Source organism: Tahibacter sp., from assembly GCF_035481375.1.
Lineage (GTDB): Bacteria > Pseudomonadota > Gammaproteobacteria > Xanthomonadales > Rhodanobacteraceae > Tahibacter.
Window position 1 is genome coordinate 1 of sequence record NZ_DATIGT010000322.1, and the last position, 26,424, is coordinate 26,424.

The 26,424-nt window shown below is 66.9% G+C and carries 26 protein-coding genes; 17 read left to right on the top strand and 9 right to left on the bottom strand.

The annotated features are described in order from the left end of the window. Positions 1–32: 32 nt before the first annotated feature. From VLF18_RS21570 to VLF18_RS21580, 3 genes are all read right to left on the bottom strand, one after another. Positions 33–2,045, bottom strand: a complete 2,013-nt coding sequence (locus tag VLF18_RS21570) for an amidohydrolase family protein (protein WP_325281695.1) — start codon at positions 2,043–2,045, stop codon at positions 33–35. 28 nt (positions 2,046–2,073) lie between these two features. Beyond that, on the bottom strand, positions 2,074–2,475 hold the full coding sequence (locus VLF18_RS21575; protein ID WP_325281719.1) for a hypothetical protein: 402 nt from the start codon (positions 2,473–2,475) through the stop codon (positions 2,074–2,076). A 334-nt stretch (positions 2,476–2,809) separates the two neighbouring features. Then, complete coding sequence (locus VLF18_RS21580) at positions 2,810–3,841, bottom strand: LysR family transcriptional regulator (RefSeq protein WP_414717254.1); 1,032 nt, start codon at positions 3,839–3,841, stop codon at positions 2,810–2,812. A gap of 155 nt (positions 3,842–3,996) precedes the next feature. Between VLF18_RS21580 and aceB the strand changes: the two genes are divergently transcribed. From aceB to VLF18_RS21620, 8 genes are all read left to right on the top strand, one after another. Next, positions 3,997–5,595, top strand: coding sequence for a malate synthase A (gene aceB / locus VLF18_RS21585; protein WP_325281696.1), 1,599 nt, complete (start codon positions 3,997–3,999; stop codon positions 5,593–5,595). A 46-nt stretch (positions 5,596–5,641) separates the two neighbouring features. Then, entirely contained in the window at positions 5,642–6,940 is a 1,299-nt protein-coding gene (gene aceA, locus VLF18_RS21590) for an isocitrate lyase (protein ID WP_325281697.1), read from the top strand. Positions 6,941–7,137: 197 nt separating this feature from the next. Next, entirely contained in the window at positions 7,138–7,752 is a 615-nt protein-coding gene (locus tag VLF18_RS21595; protein WP_325281698.1) for a hypothetical protein, read from the top strand. A 12-nt stretch (positions 7,753–7,764) separates the two neighbouring features. Next, positions 7,765–8,121: a DUF971 domain-containing protein gene (locus tag VLF18_RS21600; protein WP_325281699.1), complete on the top strand. Its 357-nt coding sequence runs from the start codon at positions 7,765–7,767 to the stop codon at positions 8,119–8,121. 178 nt (positions 8,122–8,299) lie between these two features. Continuing rightward, positions 8,300–8,668 (top strand): hypothetical protein, encoded by a 369-nt coding sequence (locus VLF18_RS21605; RefSeq protein ID WP_325281700.1) that lies wholly within the window; start codon positions 8,300–8,302, stop codon positions 8,666–8,668. A 104-nt stretch (positions 8,669–8,772) separates the two neighbouring features. After that, positions 8,773–9,291, top strand: coding sequence for a hypothetical protein (locus VLF18_RS21610; protein WP_325281701.1), 519 nt, complete (start codon positions 8,773–8,775; stop codon positions 9,289–9,291). A gap of 126 nt (positions 9,292–9,417) precedes the next feature. Continuing rightward, complete coding sequence (ubiE, locus tag VLF18_RS21615) at positions 9,418–10,167, top strand: bifunctional demethylmenaquinone methyltransferase/2-methoxy-6-polyprenyl-1,4-benzoquinol methylase UbiE (protein ID WP_325281702.1); 750 nt, start codon at positions 9,418–9,420, stop codon at positions 10,165–10,167. A gap of 99 nt (positions 10,168–10,266) precedes the next feature. Continuing rightward, the gene (locus tag VLF18_RS21620; RefSeq protein WP_325281703.1) at positions 10,267–12,141 is read left to right on the top strand and encodes a M1 family metallopeptidase; all 1,875 of its coding nucleotides are present in this window, start codon (positions 10,267–10,269) and stop codon (positions 12,139–12,141) included. A 52-nt stretch (positions 12,142–12,193) separates the two neighbouring features. Here the strand turns inward: VLF18_RS21620 and VLF18_RS21625 are convergent, their stop codons facing one another. Together VLF18_RS21625 and secB are read right to left on the bottom strand one after the other, a co-directional pair. Beyond that, entirely contained in the window at positions 12,194–13,210 is a 1,017-nt protein-coding gene (locus tag VLF18_RS21625; protein ID WP_325281704.1) for an NAD(P)H-dependent glycerol-3-phosphate dehydrogenase, read from the bottom strand. Positions 13,211–13,214: 4 nt separating this feature from the next. Further along, complete coding sequence (gene secB, locus VLF18_RS21630; RefSeq protein WP_325281705.1) at positions 13,215–13,700, bottom strand: protein-export chaperone SecB; 486 nt, start codon at positions 13,698–13,700, stop codon at positions 13,215–13,217. A 408-nt stretch (positions 13,701–14,108) separates the two neighbouring features. Between secB and rpmB the strand changes: the two genes are divergently transcribed. Both rpmB and rpmG read left to right on the top strand, forming a co-directional pair. After that, positions 14,109–14,345, top strand: a complete 237-nt coding sequence (rpmB, locus tag VLF18_RS21635; RefSeq protein ID WP_255914953.1) for a 50S ribosomal protein L28 — start codon at positions 14,109–14,111, stop codon at positions 14,343–14,345. Positions 14,346–14,357: 12 nt separating this feature from the next. Beyond that, positions 14,358–14,522 carry a 50S ribosomal protein L33 gene (gene rpmG / locus VLF18_RS21640; RefSeq protein WP_325281706.1) on the top strand — a complete coding sequence of 55 codons (165 nt, stop codon included), beginning with the start codon at positions 14,358–14,360 and terminating at the stop codon, positions 14,520–14,522. A 51-nt stretch (positions 14,523–14,573) separates the two neighbouring features. Here the strand turns inward: rpmG and VLF18_RS21645 are convergent, their stop codons facing one another. From VLF18_RS21645 to VLF18_RS21655, 3 genes are all read right to left on the bottom strand, one after another. Continuing rightward, positions 14,574–15,929 (bottom strand): hypothetical protein, encoded by a 1,356-nt coding sequence (locus VLF18_RS21645; protein WP_325281707.1) that lies wholly within the window; start codon positions 15,927–15,929, stop codon positions 14,574–14,576. 95 nt (positions 15,930–16,024) lie between these two features. Next, positions 16,025–16,393 carry a hypothetical protein gene (locus VLF18_RS21650; RefSeq protein WP_325281708.1) on the bottom strand — a complete coding sequence of 123 codons (369 nt, stop codon included), beginning with the start codon at positions 16,391–16,393 and terminating at the stop codon, positions 16,025–16,027. 161 nt (positions 16,394–16,554) lie between these two features. Then, entirely contained in the window at positions 16,555–17,757 is a 1,203-nt protein-coding gene (locus VLF18_RS21655) for a DesA family fatty acid desaturase (RefSeq protein ID WP_325281709.1), read from the bottom strand. Positions 17,758–18,001: 244 nt separating this feature from the next. Here VLF18_RS21655 and VLF18_RS21660 point away from each other — a divergent pair, with 244 nt between their 5' ends. From VLF18_RS21660 to VLF18_RS21685, 6 genes are all read left to right on the top strand, one after another. Next, on the top strand, positions 18,002–18,676 hold the full coding sequence (locus VLF18_RS21660) for an ABC transporter ATP-binding protein (protein WP_325281710.1): 675 nt from the start codon (positions 18,002–18,004) through the stop codon (positions 18,674–18,676). Then, positions 18,673–19,428, top strand: coding sequence for an ABC transporter permease subunit (locus VLF18_RS21665; protein WP_325281711.1), 756 nt, complete (start codon positions 18,673–18,675; stop codon positions 19,426–19,428). Before VLF18_RS21660 ends, VLF18_RS21665 begins: the two co-directional genes overlap by 4 nt. Beyond that, entirely contained in the window at positions 19,428–20,780 is a 1,353-nt protein-coding gene (locus VLF18_RS21670) for a GldG family protein (protein ID WP_325281712.1), read from the top strand. The genes VLF18_RS21665 and VLF18_RS21670 overlap by 1 nt, the downstream gene beginning before the upstream one ends. A 3-nt stretch (positions 20,781–20,783) precedes the next feature. Further along, complete coding sequence (locus VLF18_RS21675; RefSeq protein ID WP_325281713.1) at positions 20,784–21,587, top strand: DUF4340 domain-containing protein; 804 nt, start codon at positions 20,784–20,786, stop codon at positions 21,585–21,587. Beyond that, positions 21,587–22,399 (top strand): bifunctional DNA-formamidopyrimidine glycosylase/DNA-(apurinic or apyrimidinic site) lyase, encoded by an 813-nt coding sequence (gene mutM / locus VLF18_RS21680; RefSeq protein WP_325281714.1) that lies wholly within the window; start codon positions 21,587–21,589, stop codon positions 22,397–22,399. The genes VLF18_RS21675 and mutM overlap by 1 nt, the downstream gene beginning before the upstream one ends. A gap of 120 nt (positions 22,400–22,519) precedes the next feature. After that, positions 22,520–23,596: an OmpA family protein gene (locus VLF18_RS21685; RefSeq protein ID WP_325281715.1), complete on the top strand. Its 1,077-nt coding sequence runs from the start codon at positions 22,520–22,522 to the stop codon at positions 23,594–23,596. Between the two features lies 1 nt (position 23,597). On the opposite strand, the gene VLF18_RS21690 is transcribed toward VLF18_RS21685, so the two are convergent. Beyond that, positions 23,598–24,218, bottom strand: a complete 621-nt coding sequence (locus tag VLF18_RS21690; protein WP_325281716.1) for a thymidine kinase — start codon at positions 24,216–24,218, stop codon at positions 23,598–23,600. A 129-nt stretch (positions 24,219–24,347) separates the two neighbouring features. On the opposite strand from VLF18_RS21690, the gene VLF18_RS21695 reads away from it, so the two are divergent. Further along, the gene (locus tag VLF18_RS21695; RefSeq protein ID WP_325281717.1) at positions 24,348–26,327 is read left to right on the top strand and encodes a UvrD-helicase domain-containing protein; all 1,980 of its coding nucleotides are present in this window, start codon (positions 24,348–24,350) and stop codon (positions 26,325–26,327) included. Positions 26,328–26,424 lie beyond the last annotated feature (97 nt).

A 26,424-nucleotide genomic window follows, 5' to 3' on the forward strand; every position in this document is an offset into this window, starting at 1 on the left:
GGCGCCGGTGACGGCGCCGCGCCGACGGGGGATTACGGTGCCGGCGCGATCCCGATCGCGCCGAACAGCTTGGCGCTGTCGTAGCGGCGGTCGCCGCGGATGACGGTGCGCACCTTGCGGATGTCGGCCATGTTCAGGGTCGGATCGCCGTCGACGAGAATCAGATCGGCGACATAACCCGGCGCGATGCGGCCGTATTCCTTGTCGCGCTTCGTGACGACCGCCGCGTCGTAGGTCGCGGTACGCAGCGCGTCCTTCGGCGCGATGCCCGCGGCGACATAGAGTTCGAGTTCGCGCGGGATCTGCAGGCCGCCCGAGCCGTCCGTGCCGGCGACGATGCGCACGCCGCTGCGGTGCAGCAGGCCGACGAAGTCGACCATGCGCTGATAGCCGTCGCGATACGCGGCTTCCTGGCCCGGCTTGATCGGCAGACCGCCGGAACCCGAACGGATGTTGCGCTGCCAGGTCAGCGGCAGGCGCGTCATGATCGCGGCGAAACCCGGACCCGGCAGGCCGGGACGGCCAAGGAACATGTCCTCGAACGTGCTCAGGGTCGGGTCGAGCACGATGTTTTTCTGCTTGAGCAGCGCGACGAAATCGCGCACGGCCGGCGAGCCGAGATCGATGCCCGCGCCGTATTCGCCGATCGCCGTGAAGCGCGCCGGCGTGCGCGTGTCCTGCACCTTGTCGAACAGGAAATTCAGCATCAGCATGTTCGCGTGCTGGATCTCGTCGGCGCCGTTCTCGACGAACTGCCGCGCCGTCATGTAGGCCGGCACATGGCCGCTGACGCGCAGCCCCTTGGCATGGGCCATGCGCGCGATCGCCGGCATCAGCTCTACCTTGATAGAACTGTAGATCTTGATTTGTTCGTGCCCGCTCGCGGCGTAGTCGTCGACGATGCGCTGCGCGTCGGCCTCGTTGTCGGCGAGCGCCTTGGTCGGCCCGGCGAACGGACCCGGTCCGTCGATGATGCCGGCCTTGATGATGCGCGGGCCGATGTCGCGGTTGGCTTCGATCGCGGCGATGCGCTCGGCGAGCACCGGCGGATTGTTGGCGAGATCGCGCACGGTCGTGACGCCGCCGGCGATGTCGAGCACACCGTCGGCCTGGCCGAAGAAGTGCGCGTGCATGTCCCAGAGACCGGGCATCAGGAACTTGCCGCCGCCGTCGAGGACGTCCGCGTCGGCCGGCACGGCGACGTCGGCCGCCTTGCCGCTCGCAACGATGCGGCCCTTGTCGATGACGACGACGGCGTCGTCGGTCGCCACGCCGGTCGACGGATCGAACGCGCGTACGTTGCGGATCGCGAGCGGCTTCTCGAGGATCTCGGTGAAGTCGCGCGCCCGCTGCTGCGCCTGCTGTTTCTCCTGCGCGTCCTGCGTCTTCGCGAGCGTCGGCAACGCGTCGGCGTAACCTTCGCGCACGAGCGAAGACCAGCTCGAATAGTTCGCGAAGAAGCGCTGCTGGTCGTCGAGCCAGACGAAGCTCGGGGTCAGATCGAGGCCGTGCACCGCGTACAGCGTGACCTTCTTCGCGCCGGGCTTGCCCTTCACGCGCAGTTCGGTGAGCTTCTCGATGCGCGCTTCGCCGGCCGGCAGGATCAGAAGTTTCTGCTGCGGTGCCTTCAGCAGCGCGCGCGCCAGCAGCACGTATTCCTCGGGCGTGCCGTTGAGGCTCAGATAGAACGAGGGCTGTTCGCTCGTGCGCGTCTCGTTCTCCGAGGCGTTCTTCCAGGTGAAGCTGCTGCCGTCGCGCTTGAAGGTTTCGTCGACCGGGCCCTTGAAGTAGTCGTTGCCCTTGTTCGCGATCGACTCGACGCTGCCGTCAGCGGCGACCCGGAACTCGGAGTCGAGCTTCGGACCGCGGCCGCGGTCGTTGAATTCGAAATGCACGCGCACGCTGCCGTCGTCGGCATAGCGCGCTTCCTGAAAGCCGGCCTTCGCTCCCATCGTCAGCACTTCGCTGCGTTCGACCTGTTCGGCCGCCGCCGCGATTCCGAACACGCATAGCAACAGTGCGCCCGCACAGAGTCTGAGCTTCATCGCGATTCTCCCGGTGGATCGCGTCAGCCTAGAACGCGGCCCGAATTGCGGCCTGTGCCGGAAGCTGGGCGTCGGAATTGCACAAATTCTCCCAAGTCCCTGCGCCGCCGCTGCGCAATTGGCGCCCAAGGTGGATGCGAACCTGACTCAAGCCCGAGATCGTCATGTCTTTCCCCCTGCTCGCCGTCGACCGCCGCGGCTGCACCGCCATCGGTCGACGGCGCCCGAGCGGGTATTCGCCGAAGGCCAGCGGCGCAGCGGACTGATCGCGGCGCCTGCCGGAATTGCTGCTGCGCGATGTGATGCTGCCCGGGAGGACGGCCTGAACATCTGCCGGCGCGAGTTCTCCGACCTGCCGATCATCATGGTCACGGCACGCGCGGAGGAGATCGATCGCCTGCTCGGCCTCGATCTCGGCGCCAACGACCATCGGTGCAAGCCGTTCAGCCTGCGCGAACTCGGCGCGCGCGTCCGCGCGTTGCTGCGCCGGACGAAGGCGCGGGTCGCGCCTTGGCAACGACCGACGTCGCCGGCGGCATCGTGCCCGACGGCGACCGCTTCGAAGTGCGCGGGGAAAAGTATATTTTCGCAGCCAGCTGCTGGACGCGGGCTACGACCATCGCGTCGTCAGCGACTGCACGGTCGATTCGCACGTTCGCAACCTGCACCGCAGGTTCGCCGGGGGTCGGCCACGATCCGATCGAGTCGGTCTACGGGCAGGCTTCCGCTTCGAGATCGCACGCGATCGCTGAAAGCGGCGCGACTCAGCGTTCCGAGTGCCCCGCGTCGTCGTAGCCGGCGCGGCCGAACAGGCCCGGGCGGATGAGATCGACGAAAGCGCGCGCCTGGGTCGACAGGTATTTGCCTTTGCGCATGACGACGCCATAGCTGCGTTGTGGAAAATACTGCCTCAGGTTGCGGACTTCGAGCCGCGCCTTGTCGAGGTCGGTGATGCAGATGCCGGTGACGATCGAGATGCCCAGGCCCATCGCGACGTATTCCTTGATGACTTCCCAGCCGCCGACTTCGATCGCGACGCGATACGGCACGCGGCGCTGCTGGAACACGAGGTCGACGAGCCGGTAGGTCGTCAGCCGCTGCGGCGGCAGGATCAGTCCGTACGGCGACAGGTCTTCGAGCCGGATGTCAGGCTTGTCGGCGAGCGGATGGTCGCGTGGCAGGATCAGCATCGGATCGAACCACTGCACCGGCTCGTAGGACAGGTCGTGAGGCACGTCGAGCATCGAGCCGAACGCGAAGTCGACCTGATCCTGGCGCAGCAGGGCCAGGCCGTCCTTGCCGGTCACATTGTGGAGCTGCAGCCGCACGCCGGGGTGTTCCTCGCGGAATGCGCGTACGAGCGGCGGCAGCAGGTACTGGATCGTCGACGAACCCGCCGCGATCACGACTTCGCCGGCGTCGAGCCCCTGGAGCTGGCTGCGGAACTGCTGATCGAGGCTTTCGAGCCCCTCGACGAGCGGCCGGGCCAGCTCATAGAGCATCTGGCCTTCGCGCGTCAGCACGAAGCGCGGCCGCGCGCGCTCGAGCAGACGCACGCCGAGTTCGGTCTCCAGCGCCGAGAGCTGCAGGCTGATTGCCGCCTGCGACAGGAACAGCGCTTCGCCCGCACGCGCCAGCGTGCCGAACTTCACGACATGGCAGAAAGCACGCAACTGCTTGACCCGGTTGCCCTTGTAGTAGAAGCGCGGCGTCGTTTCGGCGTCGGTGCGCGTTTTCGGCTTGCGCCGCCCCCCCGAGGCGGTAGTGCCGCCGCCGCGCGCAACCGTACGCGACAACCCGGGTTTCAAACGATCGTTTGATGTCGCCATGATTTCAACCACTTGGCAAAGATTTAACGTTGTTAAAGGAATGCATTGAAATGTTTGGTTTGTCAAATGCTGCACTGCACGCATAGGCTCCAAGCACTCGCAACGCGAAGACGGAGAGGGCGATGGCAGTGGCAGCGGATCAATTCGGCGCAGCGGCAGTGGACATCCGCGCGGCCGTCAAACCTGGTTACGAGCAGATCCTGACGCCGGCCGCGCTCGCCTTCCTTGCTGCGCTGCATCGTCGCTTCGACGCGCGCCGCCGCCAGTTGCTGGAGGCGCGTACGACACGCCAGGCTCGCTTCGACGCCGGCGAGTTGCCGGACTTCCTGCCGGAGACCCGCACGATCCGCGAGTCGGTCTGGACCGTCGCGCCGATCCCGGCCGCGCTGCGCGACCGTCGCGTCGAGATCACCGGGCCGGTCGAGCGCAAGATGATCATCAATGCGCTGAACTCCGGCGCGAAGGTGTTCATGGCCGACTTCGAGGACTCCTCGGCACCGACCTGGGAGGCCATGCTCGACGGCCAGATCAACCTGCGCGACGCCGTCGCCGGCACGATCGAATACCGCGCGCCCGACGGCCGCGAATACCGCCTAAAACCCGAAACCGCCGTGCTCGTCGTGCGTCCGCGCGGCTGGCATCTGCCGGAGAAGCACGCCCGCGTCGACGACGAGGAAATTTCCGGCGCCCTGTTCGATTTCGGTCTCTATGCCTTCCACAACGCGCGCACGCAGCAGTCGCGCGACCGCGGCCCGTATTTCTACCTGCCGAAGATGGAGAGCCACCGCGAAGCGGCGCTCTGGGACGACGTCATGGCCTTTGCCGAGGCCGAGCTCGATCTGCCGGCCGGCTGCATGAAGGCGACCGTGCTCATCGAGACGCTGCCGGCCGTGTTCGAGATGCACGAGATCCTGCATGCGCTGAAGTCGCGCATCGTCGGCCTGAACTGTGGCCGCTGGGATTATATTTTTTCCTATATCAAAACGTTCCGCGCGCACCGCAGCCACATCCTGCCGGAGCGCGGCCAGGTCGGCATGACCGTGCCGTTCCTCAAGGCGTATTCTGAACTGCTGATCCAGACCTGCCATCGCCGCGGCGCGTTCGCGATGGGCGGCATGGCGGCGCAGATTCCGATTTCGGGCGATCCGGAAGCGAACGAGACCGCGCTGGCGCGCGTGCGCGCCGACAAGCAGCGCGAGGCGCGCGCCGGACATGACGGCACCTGGGTCGCGCATCCGGGCCTGATTCCGGTCGCGCAGGCCGAATTCGATGCGGCGATGCCGGCACCGAACCAGCTCGACCGGCTGCGCGACGACGTCAAGGTCGGCCGCGACGATCTGATCCTCGCGCCGCCGGGCACGATCACGCGCGCGGGCTTCCTCAACAACATCGACGTCTGCGTGCGTTACCTCGCCGCCTGGCTCGACGGCCTCGGCTGCGTGCCGATCCACCACCTGATGGAGGACGCGGCGACCGCCGAAATCTCGCGCGCGCAGCTCTGGCACTGGCTGCACCACGAAGGTCTGCGCCTCGACGACGGCACGGCGCTCGACTTCGCGCTGTTCGACGAAGCGATCCAGACCATTGCCGAGCGACTGCCGAAATCCGGCCTGCCGGGCCAGGACCGGCTGCCGCAGGCGGCCTGGATGCTGGCCGAACTGACCCACGCGCGACAGCTCGCCGACTTCCTGACGCTGCCGGCCTACGCGCTGCTGCCGTAATCACCAACACCTTTTTCCACGCACCACACGAGCAAGGTTGATGACCATGAAGAGCACTTTCGCGACCGCCGAACAGCTGCAGCAGGACTGGCAGAACAACCCGCGCTGGGCCGGCGTCACGCGCACTTATTCCGCCGCCGACGTGGTGCGTCTGCGCGGCAGCGTGCCAATCGAGCATTCGATCGCGCGCCTCGGCGCCGAGAAACTCTGGAGCCACCTGCACAAGGAGCCGTTCGTCAACGCGCTCGGCGCGCTGACCGGCAACCAGGCCATGCAGCAGGTCAAGGCCGGCCTCAAGGCGATCTATCTGTCGGGCTGGCAGGTCGCCGCCGATGCAAATCTCGCCGGCGAAATGTATCCGGACCAGTCGCTGTATCCGGCCAACTCGGTGCCGCAGGTCGTCAAGCGCATCAACAGCACGCTGCTGCGCGCCGACCAGCTGCACCACGCCGAAGGCAAGAACGACATCGACTGGCTGCAGCCGATCGTCGCCGACGCCGAAGCCGGTTTCGGCGGCGTGCTCAACGCGTTCGAGCTCATGAAAGCCATGATCGAGGCCGGCGCGGCCGGCGTGCATTTCGAAGACCAGCTCGCGAGCGTCAAGAAGTGCGGCCACATGGGCGGCAAGGTGCTCGTGCCGACGCGCGAAGCGGTCGAGAAACTTTCCGCCGCGCGCCTCGCCGCCGACGTCATGGGCGTGCCGACGATCCTCGTCGCGCGTACCGACGCCGAAGCGGCCGACCTGCTGACCTCCGACATCGACGACAACGACAAGCCGTTCTGCACCGGCGAACGCACGGTCGAAGGCTTCTACAAGACGCGTCCGGGCATCGACCAGGCGATCAGCCGCGGCCTCGCCTACGCGCCTTATGCCGACCTCGTCTGGTGCGAGACCGGCAAGCCGGATCTGGCGTTCGCCAAGAAGTTCGCCGAGGCCATCCATGCGAAGTACCCGGGCAAGCTGCTCGCCTACAACTGCAGCCCGAGCTTCAACTGGAAAAAGAACCTCGACGACGCGACGATCGCGAAATTCCAGAAGGAAATCGCGAGCTACGGCTACAAGTTCCAGTTCATCACGCTGGCCGGCTTCCACTCGCTGAACTACTCGATGTTCAACCTGGCCTACGGCTACGCGCGCAACCAGATGAGCGCGTTCGTCGAGCTGCAGGAAGCCGAGTTCGCCGCCGCCGACCGCGGCTTCACGGCGGTCAAGCACCAGCGCGAAGTCGGCACCGGCTACTTCGACGCGGTCACGCAGACCATCCAGAACGGCCAGTCGTCGACCACCGCACTCAAGGGCTCGACCGAGGAAGAGCAGTTCCACGGCAACCGTCACGCGGCCTGAGGACCGGCCCGGACCGCCGGTTTTCCGCGGAACGACGCCACCGCGCAGATCTCCTGGGGAGGAGAGGAGTGCGCCGGACCCGGTCGCAGGACCGGGCCCGGCCGTACTCTGCGGCAACGCCTTTTCATCGCCGTCGGGCGTCCCCAGATAACGCGCCGTGAACCCGGCTCCACACCGGGTCGGCTACAATTCCGCCCATGACCAATATCGTGAAATTCAAGGCGCGCGGACCGCGCGCCTACCTGCGCGAGGCGCAGGAGCAGCGCATTCCCGTCCGCGTCAAGCGCGAGGGCATAGACCCAAGCTGGGTTCATGGCATGATCGCCGACGTTTCGGCCGATTTCGTGATGATTGCCGAGATTTCCGATTCAATGCGCTTCGACGGATTCCTCGTTATCGCGCTCGGCGACGTGACCCACGCCGAAGAAGATCCGTCGCGCGAATTCGTCGAGAAGGCGCTCGTGCTCAACGCCGAAACACTGAACGCACCGGCCGGTTTTCCGCTCGACAACTGGGCCAACGTCGCCCGCTCCGCGGCCGAACGCGCACCGATCATCTCAATCAACATGCTCGACGAGGAGACCGGCGAAGCCAGCTATATCGGCAAGCTCGAAAGCGTCGGCCCCGAAGTCGTGACCTTGCGCGAGATCGACCCGAACGCGCGCTGGTATCCGGACGCCGGCGACTACGAGTACGACGACATCGGCTCGATCGGTTTCGGCACCTCGTACATGGACACGCTGTACCGCGTCGCCGGCGAACCCAGCGGTCCGCCACAGGAACCGCGACTGCACAGCACCGACCCCCGCTGAGGCCGCCGCGCAGTGAGCGCCGCGCCGCGCCCCACGGGCATCACCCTGCATCGCGCCTCGCATGTGCTCGAAGTCAGCTTCGACACGGGCGAGGTGTTTCGCCTGCCCTGCGAATACCTGCGCACGCACTCGCCGAGCGCCGAAGTGCAGGGCCACGGTCCCGGCCAGCGCGTGCTCGTCGGCGGCAAGCGCCACGTGAACGTCGACGCGATCGAACCCGTCGGCCACTACGCCGTACTGCTGCGCTTCGACGACGGCCACCAGACCGGCATCTTTTCGTGGACCGTGCTGCATGACCTGGGGCGCAATCAGGACGCGAACTGGTCTGCCTACCTCGCCGCGCTCGATCAGGCCGGCCTGCAGCGCTGACCGGGCCGGCGAAAACCCGATTCCCGCAACGGCAATTTCCGTCGCCCCTCTTTCCCCGCAGCGCCGGAAACGGCACTAATAGGCATCCGGGCACAGTGCGGGGGCACCGATGCGTCGACGATCGATTCTGGGCAGACTTCTGAGCGGCAGCGGCCTTGTCGCAGCCGCGACGCTCGCCATGGCCGCAGCGTTGCCGGGCAAGACCGAACTGCGCATCGAGGTGCGCCATGGCGACGGCACGCAGGCCATCCTGTCGCGCAGTCTCGATGAACGCGAAGAACGCCGGTTCGGCATCGACGCCGGAAGCGACACCCGCCCCGAAGCGCTCGGCGCACCGCTGCCGCCGCAACCGCCGACGACCGCGGACTATCCGCCCGGCGCCTCACAGCTCGAGTTCGTACAGCGACGCGGCGTCTGGGTGCGCACGTCGACCTTCACGCGCGGCGACGACGGCAATTGGCAGCTCGTCGCCGACACGCTCGACAACCCGCGCGACCGCAACACGCTGAGCAAGCCGCTCGTGGGGACGATACGGCCGGTGGAGTAGAAACTTCAAAGCGAGGCGAATTGCCACTGCTCGAACCCTACCCGACTGGACCGCACGCGTGCGCATACTTCATTTGTTGCCACAGGGGAGTTCGCAAGAATAAGGTGATCCTGCGCGAACAACGAGCGCAAGCAAGCGAAGGAAGCTTTATGCACAAGGCGCTTTTTTTAATATTTTTCGCCGCGCCTTTTGTGGCGATACCGGCATTCGCCGCCCAGTCCCACGATGATCATCGAACGGCGCTCGCCGAGCGCGCAGCAAAGAATGTCGTGATCACGATCACACGAACCGACCCGGACGGCGCCCGCATTACCGAAACCCGGCAACTGAGCCAAACCGAGTTCAACGCTCTTGCAGGAAGCGATGATCTCAGGATCAAAAGCGCTGCACAGATTGCCTCCGAAAGCGGCGCGCCCCCGCTACCGAATCCCCCGTTACCCGGAACGCTTCCGGATAGCACGACCAGCATCGATATTCATCAACGGCTCAACGATTGGACGCGCGACACGACCTACGGACGAGTTCCGGGTGGCGATTGGTATCTCGTCAAAGACGTCCTCGAAATGCACGGTCCGCCACCGTGCAATCCGAACGACGATAGCTGCGGCAACTTGCCGGATTGACAGAGCGGGCGAATCAGCTTCCCGCCATTGCGCAGCGGTTTCGCTATCACAACCCAACCGCGGTTCGACGCGACAGAGCGCCAGCAACAGTCGATAGTCTGCGGCGGGTGCGCTAGCATCCGCCGCATGAGCGATCAGCCCACTACGCATTTCGGCTACCGCGACGTTCCGGTCGCAGAGAAGCAGAAACTCGTCGGCGACGTGTTCACGTCCGTGGCCGAGAAATACGACCTCATGAACGACCTGATGTCGTTCGGCATCCACCGGCTCTGGAAACGGCATTTCGTCGCGATCAGCGGTCTGCGCCGCGGCGATCGCGTGCTGGATCTGGCCGGCGGCACCGGCGACATTGCGGCGCTGATGCTGCCGCAGGTCGGCACCGAGGGCGAGGTCGTGATCGGCGACATCAACGACGCGATGCTGCGCGTCGGCCGCGACCGCCTGACCGACCGCGGACTCGTTCAGGGCCTGCGCTACGCGCAGCTCAATGCGGAAGCGCTGCCGTTCCCGGATCGCAGTTTCGATGCCGTCACGATCGCGTTCGGACTGCGCAACGTCACCGACAAGCAGCGCGCGCTCGGCGAGATGCATCGCGTGCTCAAGATCGGCGGCCGGGCGCTGATCCTCGAGTTTTCCGAAGTGCGCCAGGACTGGCTCAGGCCGCTCTACGACTTCCATTCGTTCAAGGTGCTGCCGCGGCTCGGCCGCCTGTTCGCCCAGGATGCCGACAGCTATCGCTATCTCGCCGAATCGATCCGCAAGCATCCGAACCAGGAGACGCTGCGCGGCATGCTCGAGCAGGCCGGCTTCGCCAAGGTCGAGGTGCGCAACCTCAGCGCCGGCATCGTCGCGATCCATCGCGGCTATCGCGTCTGACGGTCGCGCGGCGCCCCGCGCCGCGAGCGGCTGACCGACGCAACTGGCAGCGGACGCCGGCGGTGGCATACTCGGGCTTTCCCCATCGCCCGGCCCGCCATGTCACCGATCCATGCCTTGCTGCCCGCGCTCGCCCTGATTGCCTCGACCGCCGCCGTGACCGCGCAGGCGGCGAGCGATCCGAACTCCTACGCCGAGACCGACAAGGTGCGCGTGACGAACCTCGCGCTCGACCTGCACGTCACGTTCCGCACGCACCAGATCGTCGGCAAGGCCGAACTCAGCCTCGACTGGCGCGACAAGAATGCGCGCGAGCTCAAGCTCGACACTCGCGGCCTGTCGATCGCGACCGTCGAAATCGTCGACGCCGCGGGCAAGACGTCGCCGGCCGTGTTCTCGCTCGGCACGGCCGACAAGATCCTCGGCGCGCCGCTGATCGTGAAGTTCGACCAGCAGGCGCCGAAGGTGCGCGTGTCGTACGCGACGCACCCGGAGGCCTCGGGCCTGCAGTGGCTCAGTGAAACGCAGACCGCGGGCAAGAAGCACCCGTTCCTGTTCTCGCAGTCGCAGGCGATTCACGCGCGCTCCTGGGTGCCGCTGCAGGATACGCCGGCCGTGCGCTTCACCTACAGCGCCGACGTGCACGTGCCCAAGCCGCTGCGCGCGGTCATGAGCGCGAACAATCATCCCGATGCCTCGGTCGAGACCGGCGAGTTCCATTTCGAGATGGACAAGCCGATTCCGTCGTACCTGCTCGCGCTCGCGGTCGGCGACATCGCGGCCAAGAGCACCGGCCCGCGCACGGCCGTCTATGCCGAACACGCCATGGTCGACAAGGCGGCGAAGGAGTTCGAAGACACCGAGAAGATGATCGTCGCGACCGAAAAGCTCTACGGCAGCTATCGCTGGGGACGCTACGACATCCTCGTGCTTCCGCCGAGCTTTCCGTTCGGCGGCATGGAGAACCCGCGCATGACGTTCGCGACGCCGACCGTCATCGTCGGCGACAAGAGCCTGACCTCGCTGGTCGCCCACGAACTCGCGCATTCGTGGTCGGGCAATCTCGTCACGAATTCGAGCTGGAAGGACATCTGGCTCAATGAAGGATTCACGAGCTATGTCGAGAACCGCATCGTCGAGGCGGTCTACGGCCGCGAACAGTCGGACATGGAAGACGTGATCAGCCAGTTCGGCCTGAAGCAGGAAATGGCCGAACTCAAGCCCGAAGACCAGCTGCTCATGCTCGCGCCGCTCGTCGGCCGCGACCCCGACGAAGCGCTGACCGACGTGGCCTACATCAAGGGCGCGTGGTTCCTGACCTTCCTCGAAAAGCGCTTCGGCCGCCCGGCGTTCGATGCGTTCCTGCGCGGCTGGTTCGACGCGCACGCGTTCCAGAGCGTCGACAGCGACGTGTTCGTCGCCTATCTGCAGAAGCACCTCATCGACAAGCACCCGGGCAAGGTCAAGCCGGCCGAGATCGACGCATGGCTCAAGCAGCCAGGCCTGCCCGAGACGGCCGAGCCGGCGAAATCGGCACGCTTCGACAAGGTCAACGCGGCCCGCACCGATTGGCTCGGCGGCAAGCGCGATGCGGCGTCGCTGGCCGCGGCCAAGTGGGGCACGCAGGAAACCGTGCGCTTCCTCGAAGGACTGCCGGAAAAGCTCGACGCGAAGCAGCTCGACGAGCTCGACGCCGCGCTGCATTTCAATGGCACCGCGAACGGCGAGATCGCGCAGCGCTGGTATCCGCTGACCGTGCGCAGCGGCTATGCGAAGGCGCGTCCGTCGATTGAGCAATTCCTGATCGGCATCGGCCGGCGCAAGCTCATCATGCCGACCTGGGAAGCGCTGATGACCACGCCCGACGGACTGACCTTCGCCGAAGGCGTGTTCGCCAAGGCGCGCCCGGGCTACCACCCGATCACGACGGGATCGGTCCAGGCGGCGCTGGACAAGGCCAGGAAGAAAAACTGATACAGGGGAGAACGGCACGGCGGCTGCGGCCGCCGTGCCGGGACGCGCCGCGCTAGGGCAGCGGTTCCGGATATTCAGGCTTCTGCTCGCGCGCGAGCAGCAGGCGCAGACCTTCGGTCGGCGTGATTTCCTCGTGCAGCACACGCTGCACGCTCTGCGCGATCGGCAGCTCGACGCCGTGGCGCGTGGCCAGGCGGATGACCTCGTCGGCAGTCTGCACGCTCTCGACGACCTGACCGATCTCCGCCACAGCCTGACGCAGCGGCGTGCCGCGGCCCAGCGCGAGCCCGAGGCGTCGGTTGCGCGACAGGTCGCCGGTGCAGGTCAGCACCAGATCGCCGAGACCGGCGAGCCCCATCAGCGTTTCCGCGCGCGCGCCGAGCGCAACGCCCAGCCGCAGCATTTCGTTGAGACCGCGCGTGATCAGTCCGGCACGCGCATTGAGGCCGAGCTGCATGCCGTCGGCGACGCCGGTCGCTACGGCGAGCACGTTCTTCATTGCGCCGCCGAGCTCGGCGCCGAGCATGTCGGTGCCGGTGTAGGCGCGGAACGTCGGACCGTGCAGTTGTTCGGCGACGGTCTGCGCGAAGTCGGGGTCGTCGGAGTGGACCGTGACGGCGGTCGGCAGGCCGTCGACGACTTCGCGCGCGAACGACGGTCCGGTCACGATCGCCGCCGGTTGGCCCGGCAGGATTTCTTCGACGAGCTCATGGAGGAATCGGCCGGTACCGGGCTCGAAGCCCTTGGTGGCCCAGGCCAGGCCCCGAAACCGCGACGGCAGCTCGGCGAGCTTCTCGACGAGTTCGCGGAACGCGTGGCTCGGCGCGACGACGAGGATCCAGTCGGCGTCGACGACGCTCGCGGCGAGATCTGCGCTGTAGTTCAGCGTGGCCGGCAACGCGCTCTGCGGCAGATAACGCGCGTTGCGGCCGGTATCGGCCATGGCCCGCATCGCAGCGGCATCGCGCCCCCACAGCGTGGTGTGGACGCCGTGCCGGGCGAGCAGGCTGGCCAGCGCAGTGCCCCAGGAGCCGGCACCCAGGACGGCGACCCGGGGTTGCGCAGTCATGCGATCAGGCGTTCAGTGACGGAGCGGCCGTGGCGCCTTCGGCGCGGCGCGCCATCGCTTCGGCGTACAACGCGTCGAAGTTGATCGGCTGCAGGAAGAACGGGGGGAAGCCGCCATTCTGGACCGCGTCGGACACGGCTTGGCGGGCATACGGGAACAGCACGTTCGGGCAGTAGCTGCCGAGCACCGCATCGCGGTTGGCATCGTCGAAGCCAGCGACGCCGAAGATGCCGGCCTGCTGGACTTCGCAGAGATAGGCGGTCTTCTCGCCGAGCTTGCAGGTCACGGTCACGCTGAGAACGACTTCGAAGACGTCCTGCGCGAGCGCGTTGACCTGCTGGCCGAGCTGCAGCTGGATCTGCGGCTGGCCCGGTTCCTGGAAGATATGCGGAGCAGCCGGAGCTTCGAACGAGGAATCCTTGATGTAGATCTTCTGGACGGACAGCTGCGCCTGCGCAGCGGCCTGGCCGTTGGCGGTGTTATCGGACATGACGACTCCGGATGCGGGTGTATGAATCAAAAGGAGCGGGAGTATCCCACAAGGGAAGCTTCAAAATCCGCCACTCCCGGCGGTTTCCCGGGCCGGTGAATCCGGTGCACGTTCGGGCTTCCGGCGGCACCGCGGAATTCCGGAGCTTTCGCGGTTGCCGCCGCGCCCCTGCCTGTCGGCGCGGACGACAGCGGCCGGGTTCGCTTGCCGGGCCATGCCGACCCTGCTATAAAGCGCGGCTCGCTTTGCGGCGCCCGGTTCCCGGGCCAGGAAACCCGGCACGCGTTCCGGTGTTTTCGCGCAGTACTACTGACGCAGGCGACTTCCAGCTACGCGTGGCACGACACCGTGCCGCTGGGCCGATACCGCCCTGGCCAAGGGCGGCACAACCGACATGATGAGGTACGTATGGCCCGTAAATGCCAAGTTACCGGCAAGGGTGCGCTGAGCGGCAACAACGTCTCGCACGCCAACAACAAGACCCGCCGCCGCTGGCTGCCGAACCTGCACGAGCGCCGCTTCTGGGTGCCGAGCGAGAACCGCTGGATCAAGCTGCGCCTTTCCAACCACGCCCTGCGTACCATCGACAAGAAAGGTATCGAGGTCGTCGTCGCCGAGCTCCGCGCTCGTGGCGAGAAGATCTGAGGAGACTGACCCATGGCATCCAAGCGTGACAAGATCCGCCTGATCTCCACCGCCGGCACCGGCCACTTCTATACCACCGACAAGAACAAGAAGAACACGCCGGACAAGATGGAGATCAAGAAATACGATCCCGTCGTGCGCAAGCACGTGGCGTACAAAGAAGCGAAGATCAAGTAATTCGCCGCACCTGAAGAACCCGCCGAAAGGCGGGTTTTTTTGTGCCTGAGATCAGCGCGCGGCTGGCGCGAGGTCCTGCTGGTACGGCGGCGAGAACCAGAACGGAATGCGGTAGTCGGCGCGTTTCGCACGACCGGCCGCCGCCGCGTTCCAGCGCACCCGCAGCACGTGCGCGCCCGGCGCGAGCCCGGCGAGACTCAGATATCCCTGCAGGCCGCGCTGGCCGAGATCGCGACGCTCCGCGGTGACGAACGCGGCGAGATCGGCGGGCTTGTCGTCGATCGTGACCTCCCACAGCCCGGCCAGACACCGGCGACGCGCGGCGGAATCGACCGCCTGCGGGCATTGCACGCGCAAGACGGCATTGTCGCGTTCCGGCAGGTAGGGCAGGAACAATCGCAAATGACCGTCGGCGATCATGTCGGCCGGAATCAGCGGCACGCGCGCGAGCGCGTCGCGCTCGCTGCGCAGATTCGCATAGTGCGCACTGCGCAGACCCTCTTCAGCATCGGTGTCGCCGAAATAAGAGTAGCTCGACACGAGCGCGAACTCGCGCACCGCACGTTCCTGCACGCTGCCGAACACGGCGCTCGACAGAAGCAACAGCAGGAAGGCCAGCGTGAACGTACGTCTCGGCAGATTGCTTTCGAGCGAGAGCTGTACCGGCAGCACGAGGCGCTGCGGAAACAGGATGCCCTGCAGGTAGATGAGTTTCTCGACGACCGTGCGCCGCCAGGCCGGGACGGGCCGCTGCTGCCGGCGTGCAAGCCACGCGCTGTCGAGTGCAAGCAACGGCAGCACGACGATGAGCGTCAGCACGGCGAACACGGTCGAGGCGGAATCGGTCGCGGGTTCAGCGGACTGGCCGGCCAGGGCGGCGAATCCCATCGCGAACAGGGTCGCCACGACGAGCAGGACCCCGATCCACAGCACCGACAGCGCGACCAGGCTGACCAGCGCGAACACGATCGAGGCGACGCGGTCGGCCGCATCGATCGCGGTATCGAGATCCACGACGGTGCGGCGGTGGTAGTCGCGCGTGATCGGCCCGATGCTGCGGATCTCGTCCCAGCGGATACCGGCGGGAAACGCCGCCTTGAGACCGATCAGGCCGACCCAGTAGGCGCGCACGGCCAGGTGCAGCAGGAACGCGCCGGCGAGCGTCATGCTGAGCCCGCTCCCGAGCTGGAACGCGAACGCGAGCAACAGGTGACGCTGACCCTCGGCGTGCACCTCGACCTGGACCCAATGGTCGAACAGCCAGCCGGGCAGCGACAGCAACGCGAGCAGGCTGATGCCGGAGATGATCAGCTCGAGTTCGTCGGTGCGCTCGCGCAGACTTTCGAACGCAACGCGCCGCTGTGTCGCGGCCAGCGATTCGGTCGATTCGACGGGTTCGTGGTTCACGCCGCGCTCCGGCTGGCAAACGCGGAGTGTAGCGGCAGAGCCGTCAGGAACCGGCGTTTTCGGTGCCGGCGCCGCTGAGGCGCCGGCACTGGTATTCAGTCGTCCTGCGTCGCCGCCTGGCAGCCGACGAGGTCTTCGTCGTCGATGACCCAGGTGTTGCTGGTCGCACAGATGCCGACGTCCTCGACGATGCACTCGTCGCCGTCTTCATCGACCAGGCGCACGTCGTAGGCGCGGCAGGGAACGCCGGTCAGCGTGAAGCTGTCGCCCGTATTCACGGTGTGCTTGCCGAGCTGGTCTTCGCCCCATTCGCGCTCGTCGGTCGGCGAAAGGAACAGCTGATGAATCGCCCAGGCCGACTTGTTCTTGATCACGATCTTCGAATCGGACGACTCGGCGACAACCTGACCGGAGGCGGCAACCATACCGGCGAACGCGAGCAGCAAACCAGAAAATTTGGTCACGTGATTTCCCCTCGATGCGCGACATGCGCGCGCGCATTGTGTGACGGTGATCACGAGCCGTGCAACGGGGATTTACCGGACGAAAGGCGTATGCAAATTCCCTGAACGACGAAGGCGCCATCGGGCGCCTTCGTCGACTCGTACCCGGTTGAACGCGACGGTCAGTGAGCCGGCGCCGCCACCAGCGAATAGCCTTTGAGTCGCGCCGCGAATTCCTGCAGCGCGCGGATACCGCTGGCTTCGGCTTCGCGGCACCACTGCTTGAGGCCTTCGAGCATGGCTTCGCCGTTGCGGCTTTCCATCAGTTCGTGCAGACGGCCGCGGTATTCCATGACGGTCGCCATGGTCGGACGCTGGCTGACCCACTGGCCGAGACGCTCGCGCGCTTCGCTGTCGAGCCAGCGGCCGCCGTTCGACAGCGACCGGCGCAGACGGCGCGGCAGATCCTTGAGGTTGTTGCCGGCCTGGGCCGCCTCGTCACGCAGCGTCGGCAGCGTGACGCCGCCGAAGTAGTCGGTCATAACCTGGAATTTGTGCGCGATCAGCGCCTTGATCGTGTCGCTGTCCGGCAGATGCACGTTCGGACGCACGTCGAGCGACGGCGCGACGCGCAGCACCTTGGCCATGCCGACGGACTCGAACGTCTTGATCGCCATCCAGCCGATGTCGAGCTCCCACTTGCGCAGCGCGAACTTCGACGAGCTCGGGAACGCGTGGTGATTGTTGTGCAGTTCTTCGCCGCCGATGATCAGGCCCCAGGGGCTCAGGTTCGTCGCGGTGTCGTTGCTCTCGAAATTGCGATAGCCCCACCAGTGGCCGAGACCGTTGACGACGCCGGCCGCCCAGAACGGAATCCAGATCATCTGGCAGGCCCAGATCACGACACCCCAGAGACCGAACAGCGCGAAGTTCAGGAACAGCATCAGCGTCGGGCCGACTTCCGGCATCGGCGTGTAGACGCGGCGCTCGATCCAGTCGTTCGGCGTGCCGAGTCCGTATTTGTCCATCGTCTCGGTGTTGCGGCGCGCCTGGCGATACAGGTCGACGCCGTCCCAGAGCACCTTCTTGATGCCGTAGATGACCGGGCTGTGCGGATCCTCGTCGGTCTCGCATTTCGCGTGATGCTTGCGATGGATCGCTACCCATTCTTTCGTGACCATCGCGGTCGAGAACCACGTCCAGAACCGGAAGAAGTGATTGAGCACCGGATGGAAGTCGACGCCGCGGTGCGCCTGACTGCGATGCAGGTACAGCGTCACGGAGAAGATCGTCAGCTGCGTGACGAGCACGAAGTAGGCGATCAGCCACGGCCAACTGGCCTGGAGCAATCCTCCGGTCAGAAATTCGATCACGGCGTTAAACATAGGTTAAGGAGCCAGCGAGAAAGGGGAAGGCGGAACGACGACTATACGCGACGCTGTTTGTGGGTACTACGTGAAGCAATCCAAGTGCCACATGCGCAAACGTTCGTTTTTGTTGCGATTCTGAACGCAGCGCTTGTGGCGCGCGCGGCGTCTTGGCCACAATCCGCCGCCTGTGACCGCCCCCGCCTCCGCTCCCGCGCTTCGCATCGATCGCATCTCGCGCACACTCGCGGGGCGCAGCGCCGTGAGCGCGTTGAGTTTCGAGATCGCGCGCGGCGAGGTGGTCGGCCTGCTCGGGGTCAACGGCGCGGGCAAGTCGACGACGCTGCGCATGGTCGCCGGCGTGCTCGCCCCCGACGAAGGCCGGGTGCTGCTGGCGGGCGAGGATCTCTACGACTATCCCGAGCGGGGCCGGCGCGGCATCGGCTATCTGCCCGAGCGCGCGCCGCTGCACGCGGAGCTGACCGTCGCCGAATACCTGACGTTCTGCGCGCGTCTGCATGGCCTGTCGAGCCGCGATGCGCGCGCAGCGGTACAGCGCGAAATCGGCCGCTGCGATCTCGGCGAGGTGGAGCGCCGCCTGATCGGCCAGCTGTCCAAGGGCTTCCAGCAACGCGTCGGCATCGCGCAGGCGCTGCTGCACCAGCCGGCCGTCGTCGTGCTCGACGAACCGGCATCGGGGCTCGATCCGGTGCAGTCGCTGCGCATGCGCGAGCTGATCGGCGAGCTGCGCGCGACTCATGCGGTGCTGCTCTCGACGCATCTGCTCGCCGAAGCCGAAGCCTGCTGCGATCGCATTGCGATCCTGCATCGCGGAGTGCTGCGCCATCTCGATACCGTAGCGCCCGGCGAAACGGCGCGGCTCGAACAATTGTTCCTGCGCATCGCGACGGATCTTCCGACCGAGGCTGTCGCATGAAGACGAGTTTCGTCATAGCCGGCCACGAGTGGCGAAGGCTGCGCGTGCAGTCCTGGTCGTGGCTGCTGCTCGCCAGCGTCGTTGCGCTGCTGGCCTGGGTATTCCTCGAGCGGCTCGACACGTTCCTGCGCGTCCAGGAAACCACGGGCAACGCGGCCAGCGTCGGCGCGACGGCTCAGGTCGCCGCTCCGGTACTCGGCTGGCTCGCGATCGTCATGATCGTGCTCGTTCCGCTCATGGGTTCGCGCGCGATTGCCGGCGAACGCCGTGCGCATTCGCTGAACCTGCTGCTCGCCGCCGGCGTCGGCGACGCGGCGATCGTCGTCGGCAAATGGCTCGGCCTGTTCGCCTGGCTGCTGCTGCTCACGGCGCTCGTCACGCTGATGCCGTTGAGCCTGATCGGTACGACCGACCTCGATCTCGGCCGCCTCGCTGCAAACCTCCTCGCGCTGGTCCTGCACGCGTCGGCGCTGACCGCGATCGCGCTGTACGCCTCCAGCATCACCGCGCAGCCCGTGCTGGCTGCGGCGCTCGCGCTGCTGATCAATGTGCTGCTCTGCATCGTCGATCTCGGCGCGCGCGCCGCCGGCGTCAGCAACGGCCTGATCAACTGGCTCGCGCTGCCGACGCACTTCGGCCCGCTCAGCGACGGCGTCGTCGCGAGCGTGGATCTGATCTGGTTCGTCCTGGTCACCGTCGTGTTCCTCGCGCTGGCGTCGCGCCAGCTCGCGGGCCTCCGGAGCACGGACTGATGCGCGGCGGCATGGGCCGGCTCGTGCATGCGCTGCTGGTGCTCGCGGCCGCGGGCTTCGTCGGCTTCCTGAGCACGCGCTGGAGCGCGCGGACCGACTGGAGCGACGCGCAGCGCGCCTCGCTCGCACCGCAGAGTGTCGAGCTGCTGCAACGGCTCGATGCGCCGGTCGAGGTCGTGTCCTACGCCAGCGACGGCGGCCCCCTGCGCCAGGGCATCGCGGCCTTTGTCGAACGTTATCGCCAGCACAAGCCCGACATCGCACTGACCTTCGTCGATCCGGCCGCCGATCCGGCGGCGATGCGCCAGCTCGGCGTTTCCGTCGACGGCGAAGTGGAACTGCGCCATCGCGGCCGCAGCGAACGGCTGCTGCGCCTCAACGAGCGCGAGTTTTCGAACGCGCTGCTGCGCCTGTCTCGCACGCAGGAACGCGTGGTCGCGTTCCTTTCCGGCAACGGCGAACGCCGGCCCGACGGCGTCGCCAATGCGGACCTCGCCCAGTTCACCGCCCTGCTGCTCGCACAGGGCGTGCGCTGCGTACCGCTGGTGCTCGGCAGCGGCGCGCGCATCCCCGACAACACCGATCTGCTCGTCGTCGCCAATCCGCGCACGGTCGTTGCCGAGCCGGTCGTCGCCGAAATCGTCGACTGGGTCGAACGCGGCGGCGCGCTGCTCTGGCTGGTCGAACCCGGCGAGAACGCCGGACTGAACGCACTGGCCGATGCCTTGTCGGTGCGCGTGCTGCCGGGCCTCCTCGTCGACGGCAGCGGCGCGAGCCTCGGTCTCGGCGATCCAAGTTTCGTCGTCGCGAGCCAGTATCCCGAGCATCCGATCACGCGCGGCTTCGCGCTGACCACGCTGTTCCCGCAGACCGTGCCGCTCGCGCAGCTGACCGCACCGCGCTGGCAGGTGCAGCCGCTGCTGCGCTCCGGCGCGCAGAGCTGGAGCGAAACCGGCGCGATGCCGAAGGCCGGTGAATCCGCGGCGACGATTCGTTTCGACGCGGATACCGACGAGATGCGCGGCCCGCTCGATCTCGCGTTCGCGCTGTCGCGGCTGTCGCCGCGGCCGGATCGCCGCGAGCAGCGCGCCATCGTCGTCGGCGACGGCGATTTCCTGTCGAACCAGTTCCTCGCCAACGGCGGCAATCGCGAACTCGGCCAGCGCCTGTTCAACTGGCTGCTCGCCGACGACGCGCTGATCGAAATTCCCGACCAGGGCGCGCCGGACCGGCTGATCCGCCTCACGCAGACGCGACTGAGCCTGACGGGCGTGAGCCTGCTCGTCGGCATTCCGGCCGCGCTCGCACTGATCGGCCTGGTCACGGGTTGGCGTCGCCGCCGGCGCCGCTGACGCATGCGCCGGCACCTGCGTCAGAACCTTCTGCTGACCGCCGCCGTCGCGGCGCTCGCCGCGATCGTCTGGTTCGTCACCGCACGCGAACAGGCGAGCACACTCGCGCCACTGACCGACATCGACACCACGCGCATCGCGGCCGTGACGGTCAGCGCGCGCGGCAAGCCGATACGCCGCTTCGACCGGCACGACGGGCGCTGGTGGATGCGCGAACCGTATGCGATGCCGGCCCACAAGGACGCCGTCGCGCGGCTGCTCGCGATCGCCGCGGCGCCGACGCGTTCGCGCCACGCGCGTGATCGGTTCGACGCGGCGCGCGTCGGTCTCGACCCACCGCAGGCCGTGCTCGAACTCGACGGCAGGCGGCTCGAATTCGGCGTCACCGATGCGATCCGCGGCGACCGCTACGTGCGCAGCGGCGACACGCTCGCGCTGATGCCCGACCGCTTCAGCGGCTGGCTGCTCGCACCGGCCGAGTCGGAGATCGATCACCGCCTCGCCGAGCCGCTCGCCCATGTCGTACAGGTCACGATCGACGGCCGCGACCGACCCGAGTTTGCGGCCGCGTGGGACCGCGTCACGACGAGCCAGGTCGTCGCGCCCGAGACGGTCTCGGGGCCTGCGCGCAGCGTGGAGCTGTCCGACGCATCCGGACGACGCATCGCGTTCACGGTGCGCCGTCGCGACGACGGTCGCTACGTCGCCGTGCGCACGGAGCCCGCGCTGGCCTATCCGCTGGACGAACCACAGATCCAGCAACTGCTGCCGGCCGGCGGTGCCGGCTCCGGCACGGTGGTGCGCTGATGCCCGAATTGCCCGAAGTAGAAACCACGCGCCGAGGCCTCGCGCCGCATCTGATCGGCCGCCGCGTCGAGAAGCTGACCGTGCGCCAGCCGAAACTGCGCTGGCCGATCGCGCAGGCGCTGCGCGAGCAACTGCCCGGCCAGCGGCTCGACGACATCGTGCGACGCGCGAAATATCTGCTCGTACACACGCAGGCCGGCAGCGCGCTGCTGCATCTGGGCATGTCGGGTTCGCTGCGCGTGCTGCCGGAAGCCACGCCGGCCGCGATCCACGACCACATCGACTGGCATCTCGATTCGGGTCACGTGCTGCGCTACACCGATCCGCGCCGTTTCGGCTGCCAGCTGTGGCAGGCGCCCGGCGAAACCCATGAACTGCTGGCCGGACTCGGCCCCGAACCGCTGTCGGACGACTTCGACGGCGACCTGCTGTGGCAGCTGTCGCGCGGCCGCAAGAGCGGCGTGAAGCTGTTTCTGATGGATCAGAAAATCGTCGTCGGCGTCGGCAACATCTATGCGGCCGAGGCGCTGTTCGCCGCCGGCATCCACCCGGCGCGCGCGGCGGGACAGATATCGCGTGCGCGGTACCGCGATCTCGCCGCCGCAGTGAAGCGGATCCTGTCGTATGCGATCCGCCGCGGCGGTACGACGCTGCGCGACTTCATCAGTCCCGACGGACTGCCCGGCTATTTCGAGCAGGAGCTGTTCGTCTACGGTCGCGCTGGCGAGCCCTGCAAGCAGTGCGGAACGCCGATCAGATCCGTGACGCTGGGCCAGCGCAGCACGTTCTACTGCCCGCGCTGCCAGCACTGATTCAGCAACTCGAAAACAGCCGGAACAGCGGTTCCTGGGGATTTCCTTTCAGGGTTCGACGCCGAACTGCGTGTTCTTCGGCTGGACCACACGCCGTGGCCGCAACCGATCGGAGTGCCCATGTTCCCGCGCCGCGTTTCCGCCCTGCTGCTGATCCTGTCCACCTCGCTCGCGTTCGCCGACGCTACCGTCCCGACGGCCGACGAACCCGGCGCGGCCGATCCGGCCGGACTCGGGCGCTACGAGGGCGCGCTCATCGTCGATCAGCAGGCCAAGGCCTACGACGAAATCACGCTGCCGCTGGCCGCGCTGACCCCGGACCCCGACGACAGCCGCCGCGACGGCATGAACAACCGGCTCATGCAGACGGCCTCGTCGCTGACGCTCGAAGGCAAGCTCACGCGCACGGTCTACGTGCTGCCGGCCGGACGCAGCACGCTCGAAGTCCTGCGCAACTATCAGCAGCTGATCCAGGAAAAAGGCGGCCAGTCGCTGTACGAGTGCAAGGCCGAGGCCTGCGGCGGCGACGTGACGTCGGGTGCGACGCACGGCGGCGGCCAGCAGGGACTGCTGAACTATCTGTTCCCGAAATCGGCCGTCAGCGAGAAGAGCTTCAGCAATGCCGCGTGCGCGGTCGACATGAATCTCGCGGATCTGCGCTACGGCGTCGCGAAATTGAGCGGCAACGGCACCGACACGCATGTCGCCGTGCTCGCGTACACGGCCAAGGACGATCTCTACTGCAAGGCGCTGAACGAGCGCACCGTCGCCGTCGTCGTCACGCTGGAAGCCAAGGCACGCGAACAGAAGATGGTGACCGTGAAGGCGAACGAGATGGCGCAGGCGATCGCGAGCGGCGGCAAGGTCGCGCTCTACGGCATCTATTTCGACTTCGACAAGGCGCAGCTCAAGCCCGAATCCACGCCGCAGCTCGACGAGATCGCGGCGCTGCTGCGCGCCGACGGCGAACTGAAGCTCGTCGTCGCCGGCCACACCGACAACCAGGGCGGCGCTTCCTACAATATGGAATTGTCCAAAAAGCGCGCAGACGCCGTCGTCGCCGCGCTCGCGGGCACTTACGGAATCGCAGCCGACCGGCTGCTCGCGCAGGGCATGGGCAGTGCCGCGCCGGTCGCAAGCAACGCCGACGATGCCGGTCGCGCGAAGAACCGGCGCGTCGAACTCGTCAAACAGTGACTCAGAGCGGCAGCCCGGGCTGCTGCAGTTCGATGCGGCCTTCGCCGCTCGTGATCTTCTTGAACTCGGCGCGACTGACCGAGACGTAGCGGTCGTTGCCGCCGATCTGGACCTGCGGCCCCTGCGTCACGGCGCGGCCGTGCTCGTCGACGCGCACCACCATCGTGGCCTTGCGGCCGGTGTGGCAGATCGTCTTGATCTCGGTGAACGAATCGGCCCAGGCCAGCAGGTACTGGCTGCCTTCGAACAGTTCGCCGCGGAAGTCGGTGCGCAGGCCGTAGGCGAGCACGGGAACGTTCAGCGCATCGACGATTTCGGTGAGCTGCCAGACCTGCGCCTTGGTCAGGAACTGGGCCTCGTCGACGAGCACGCAGTTCAGCGCGCCGCGGGATTCGACATCGGCGCGCGTCATGGCGAACAGATCGTCGTCGCGCTCGAAGATGCGCCCGCTGGCCTTGAGTCCGATGCGCGATGCGACGACGCCTTCGCCGTAGCGGTTGTCCAGGCGCGGCGTGTAGATCAATGTGCGCATGCCGCGCTCGTGATAGTTGTGCGCGCTCTGCAGCAAGGTCGTGGTCTTCCCGGCGTTCATGGCCGAGTAGTAGAAGTAGAGCTTGGCCATGGTCGGTGGTGCGCGGGCGGGTGGGCATGATAGCGGCAGACGCAAGACTTTGAGCGCGCCGCCGCCGCGGGCAGAATAGGCAGCCCTGTGCCGTCGCCGGCGCAGCCGCCGACCTGCGATGCCCACGCCATGCTCAATCCCGCTCAACGCGCCGCCGTCGACTACTGCGACGGTCCGCTGCTCGTCCTCGCCGGCGCCGGCTCGGGCAAGACCAGCGTCATCACGCAGAAGATCGCCCACCTCGTCACGCGCCGGAACATCGCCGCCAAGAAGATCGCCGCGATCACGTTCACGAACAAGGCCGCGCGCGAAATGCGCGAACGCGTCGGCAAGCTCGTGTCCAACGAGGCGGCGGGCGACCTGACCGTCTGCACGTTTCACGCGATGGGCCTGAAATTCCTGCAGATCGAACACGCGAAGCTCGGCCTCAAGCGCGGCTTCTCCATCCTGGACGCGGACGACGGCGAGTCCATCATCAAGGACCTGCTGCCGAAGGCGCTGAAGTCCGATCAGCTCTGGGCGCTGCGCAATCTCGTTTCCACGGCCAAGAACAACGGCCTGGATCCGGCACAGGCGCTCGCCGCGGCGCGCAGTCCGCGCGAACTCGAAGCCGCGCAGCTCTACGAGGGCTACCAGAAGCGGCTCGCGGCGTTCAACGCTGTCGACTTCGACGACCTGATCCGCCTGCCGCTGATGCTGCTCGAACAGGACAAGGAAACGCGCGACGCCTGGCAGGAACGCATCCGCTATCTGCTCGTCGACGAATACCAGGACACGAACTCGGCGCAGTACCGCCTGATCCGCAATCTTTGCGGGCCGCGCGGCGCGTTCACGGCGGTCGGCGACGACGACCAGTCGATCTACGCCTGGCGCGGCGCGAATCCGGAGAATCTCGACGATCTCGCTCGCGACTATCCGAGCCTCAAGGTCGTGAAGCTCGAGCAGAACTACCGCTGCGCCAAGCGCATCCTGCGCGCAGCGAACCAGCTCATCGCCAACAATCCGCACAAGCATCTGAAGCAGCTGTTCAGCGAGCTCCCCGACGGTCCGCCGATCCGCGTGATGGAGTGCAAGGACAGCGAGCACGAAGCCGAACGCGTCGCCGCCGACATCGCGCATCTGGCCGAGAAGAACCAGGCCAAGTGGATGGACTTCGCGATTCTGTATCGCGGCAATCATCAATCGCGCGCGCTCGAGAAGGCGTTGCGCCTCGCGCGCGTGCCGTACCACATCAGCGGCGGCACGGCGTTCCTCGACCGCGGCGAGGTCAAGGACGTGCTGGCCTATCTTCGCCTGATCTCCAATCCCGACGACGATTCCGCATTCTTGCGAATTGCGAATATTCCACGAAGGGACGTCGGCGCAACGACGCTGGAGAAACTCGGCGAACTCGCCCAGCAGCGCCACGCATCGCTGCTCGAGGCCGCACAGAGCGACGGTGTGCTCAGGCAGCTCGCGCCGCGCTCGGCCTCCTCGCTCGCGGGGTTTGCCGACCTGATCGCCTCGCTGCGCGCGCAGTCGCGGCAGGTCAGCGCAGCGGACCTCGTCGAGGAACTGATCCGCCGCACGCGCTATGCCGAACACCTCGTCGCCGAGATCAAGGATCCGGCCGCGCGCCAGCGGCGCCTGGACAACCTGACCGAACTCGCCGAATGGTTCCGCGCGATGCAGAAGAGCGCGACCAGCGCCGGCGACCTCGCCGCGCAGCTCGCACTGCTGACGCATTCGGACCGCGACGATCCGGGTAACTCGGTGCGGCTGATGACCTTGCACGGCGCGAAGGGGCTGGAATTCCGTTTCGTCTTCATCGTCGGCGTCGAGGACGGCCAGCTGCCGCACGAAGGCAGCATCGAGGAAGGACGGCTCGATGAGGAACGCCGCCTCATGTACGTCGGCATCACGCGCGCGAAGGAACGGCTGTGCCTGAGCTACGCGGCCCGCTCGCGGCGCTTCGGCGAGGTCATGAAGAACGATCCGAGCCGGTTCCTCAGCGAGATTCCCGCCGACGACCTGCATTGGGACGGCCGCGACGCCGAACAGGACGCGCAGGCGAAGAAGGACGTCGCCGCCTCGCATCTGGCGCGCCTGGCGAGCCTGCTGGCCGATTGAGCGGCGCGGGCCGCGCCGCAGCGCGGCCGGCGTCGCCGATCCTCGCTAGAATCGCCGACCTCTCGCACTGCCGGAGTCCGCGATGACCCGCTTCGCC

Coding starts and splice junctions, on each gene's coding strand:
- VLF18_RS21620 (WP_325281703.1), top strand. CDS start 10,267: ATGTCACCGATCCATGCCTTGCTGCCCGCGCTCGCCCTGATTGCCTCG.
- aceA (WP_325281697.1), top strand. CDS start 5,642: ATGAAGAGCACTTTCGCGACCGCCGAACAGCTGCAGCAGGACTGGCAG.
- VLF18_RS21695 (WP_325281717.1), top strand. CDS start 24,348: ATGCTCAATCCCGCTCAACGCGCCGCCGTCGACTACTGCGACGGTCCG.
- VLF18_RS21625 (WP_325281704.1), bottom strand. CDS start 13,210: ATGACTGCGCAACCCCGGGTCGCCGTCCTGGGTGCCGGCTCCTGGGGC.
- aceB (WP_325281696.1), top strand. CDS start 3,997: ATGGCAGTGGCAGCGGATCAATTCGGCGCAGCGGCAGTGGACATCCGC.
- mutM (WP_325281714.1), top strand. CDS start 21,587: ATGCCCGAATTGCCCGAAGTAGAAACCACGCGCCGAGGCCTCGCGCCG.
- VLF18_RS21685 (WP_325281715.1), top strand. CDS start 22,520: ATGTTCCCGCGCCGCGTTTCCGCCCTGCTGCTGATCCTGTCCACCTCG.
- VLF18_RS21655 (WP_325281709.1), bottom strand. CDS start 17,757: ATGTTTAACGCCGTGATCGAATTTCTGACCGGAGGATTGCTCCAGGCC.
- VLF18_RS21605 (WP_325281700.1), top strand. CDS start 8,300: ATGGCCGCAGCGTTGCCGGGCAAGACCGAACTGCGCATCGAGGTGCGC.
- VLF18_RS21690 (WP_325281716.1), bottom strand. CDS start 24,218: ATGGCCAAGCTCTACTTCTACTACTCGGCCATGAACGCCGGGAAGACC.
- rpmG (WP_325281706.1), top strand. CDS start 14,358: ATGGCATCCAAGCGTGACAAGATCCGCCTGATCTCCACCGCCGGCACC.
- VLF18_RS21595 (WP_325281698.1), top strand. CDS start 7,138: ATGACCAATATCGTGAAATTCAAGGCGCGCGGACCGCGCGCCTACCTG.
- VLF18_RS21575 (WP_325281719.1), bottom strand. CDS start 2,475: ATGGTCGTTGGCGCCGAGATCGAGGCCGAGCAGGCGATCGATCTCCTC.
- VLF18_RS21670 (WP_325281712.1), top strand. CDS start 19,428: ATGCGCGGCGGCATGGGCCGGCTCGTGCATGCGCTGCTGGTGCTCGCG.
- ubiE (WP_325281702.1), top strand. CDS start 9,418: ATGAGCGATCAGCCCACTACGCATTTCGGCTACCGCGACGTTCCGGTC.
- secB (WP_325281705.1), bottom strand. CDS start 13,700: ATGTCCGATAACACCGCCAACGGCCAGGCCGCTGCGCAGGCGCAGCTG.
- VLF18_RS21570 (WP_325281695.1), bottom strand. CDS start 2,045: ATGAAGCTCAGACTCTGTGCGGGCGCACTGTTGCTATGCGTGTTCGGA.
- VLF18_RS21665 (WP_325281711.1), top strand. CDS start 18,673: ATGAAGACGAGTTTCGTCATAGCCGGCCACGAGTGGCGAAGGCTGCGC.
- VLF18_RS21675 (WP_325281713.1), top strand. CDS start 20,784: ATGCGCCGGCACCTGCGTCAGAACCTTCTGCTGACCGCCGCCGTCGCG.
- rpmB (WP_255914953.1), top strand. CDS start 14,109: ATGGCCCGTAAATGCCAAGTTACCGGCAAGGGTGCGCTGAGCGGCAAC.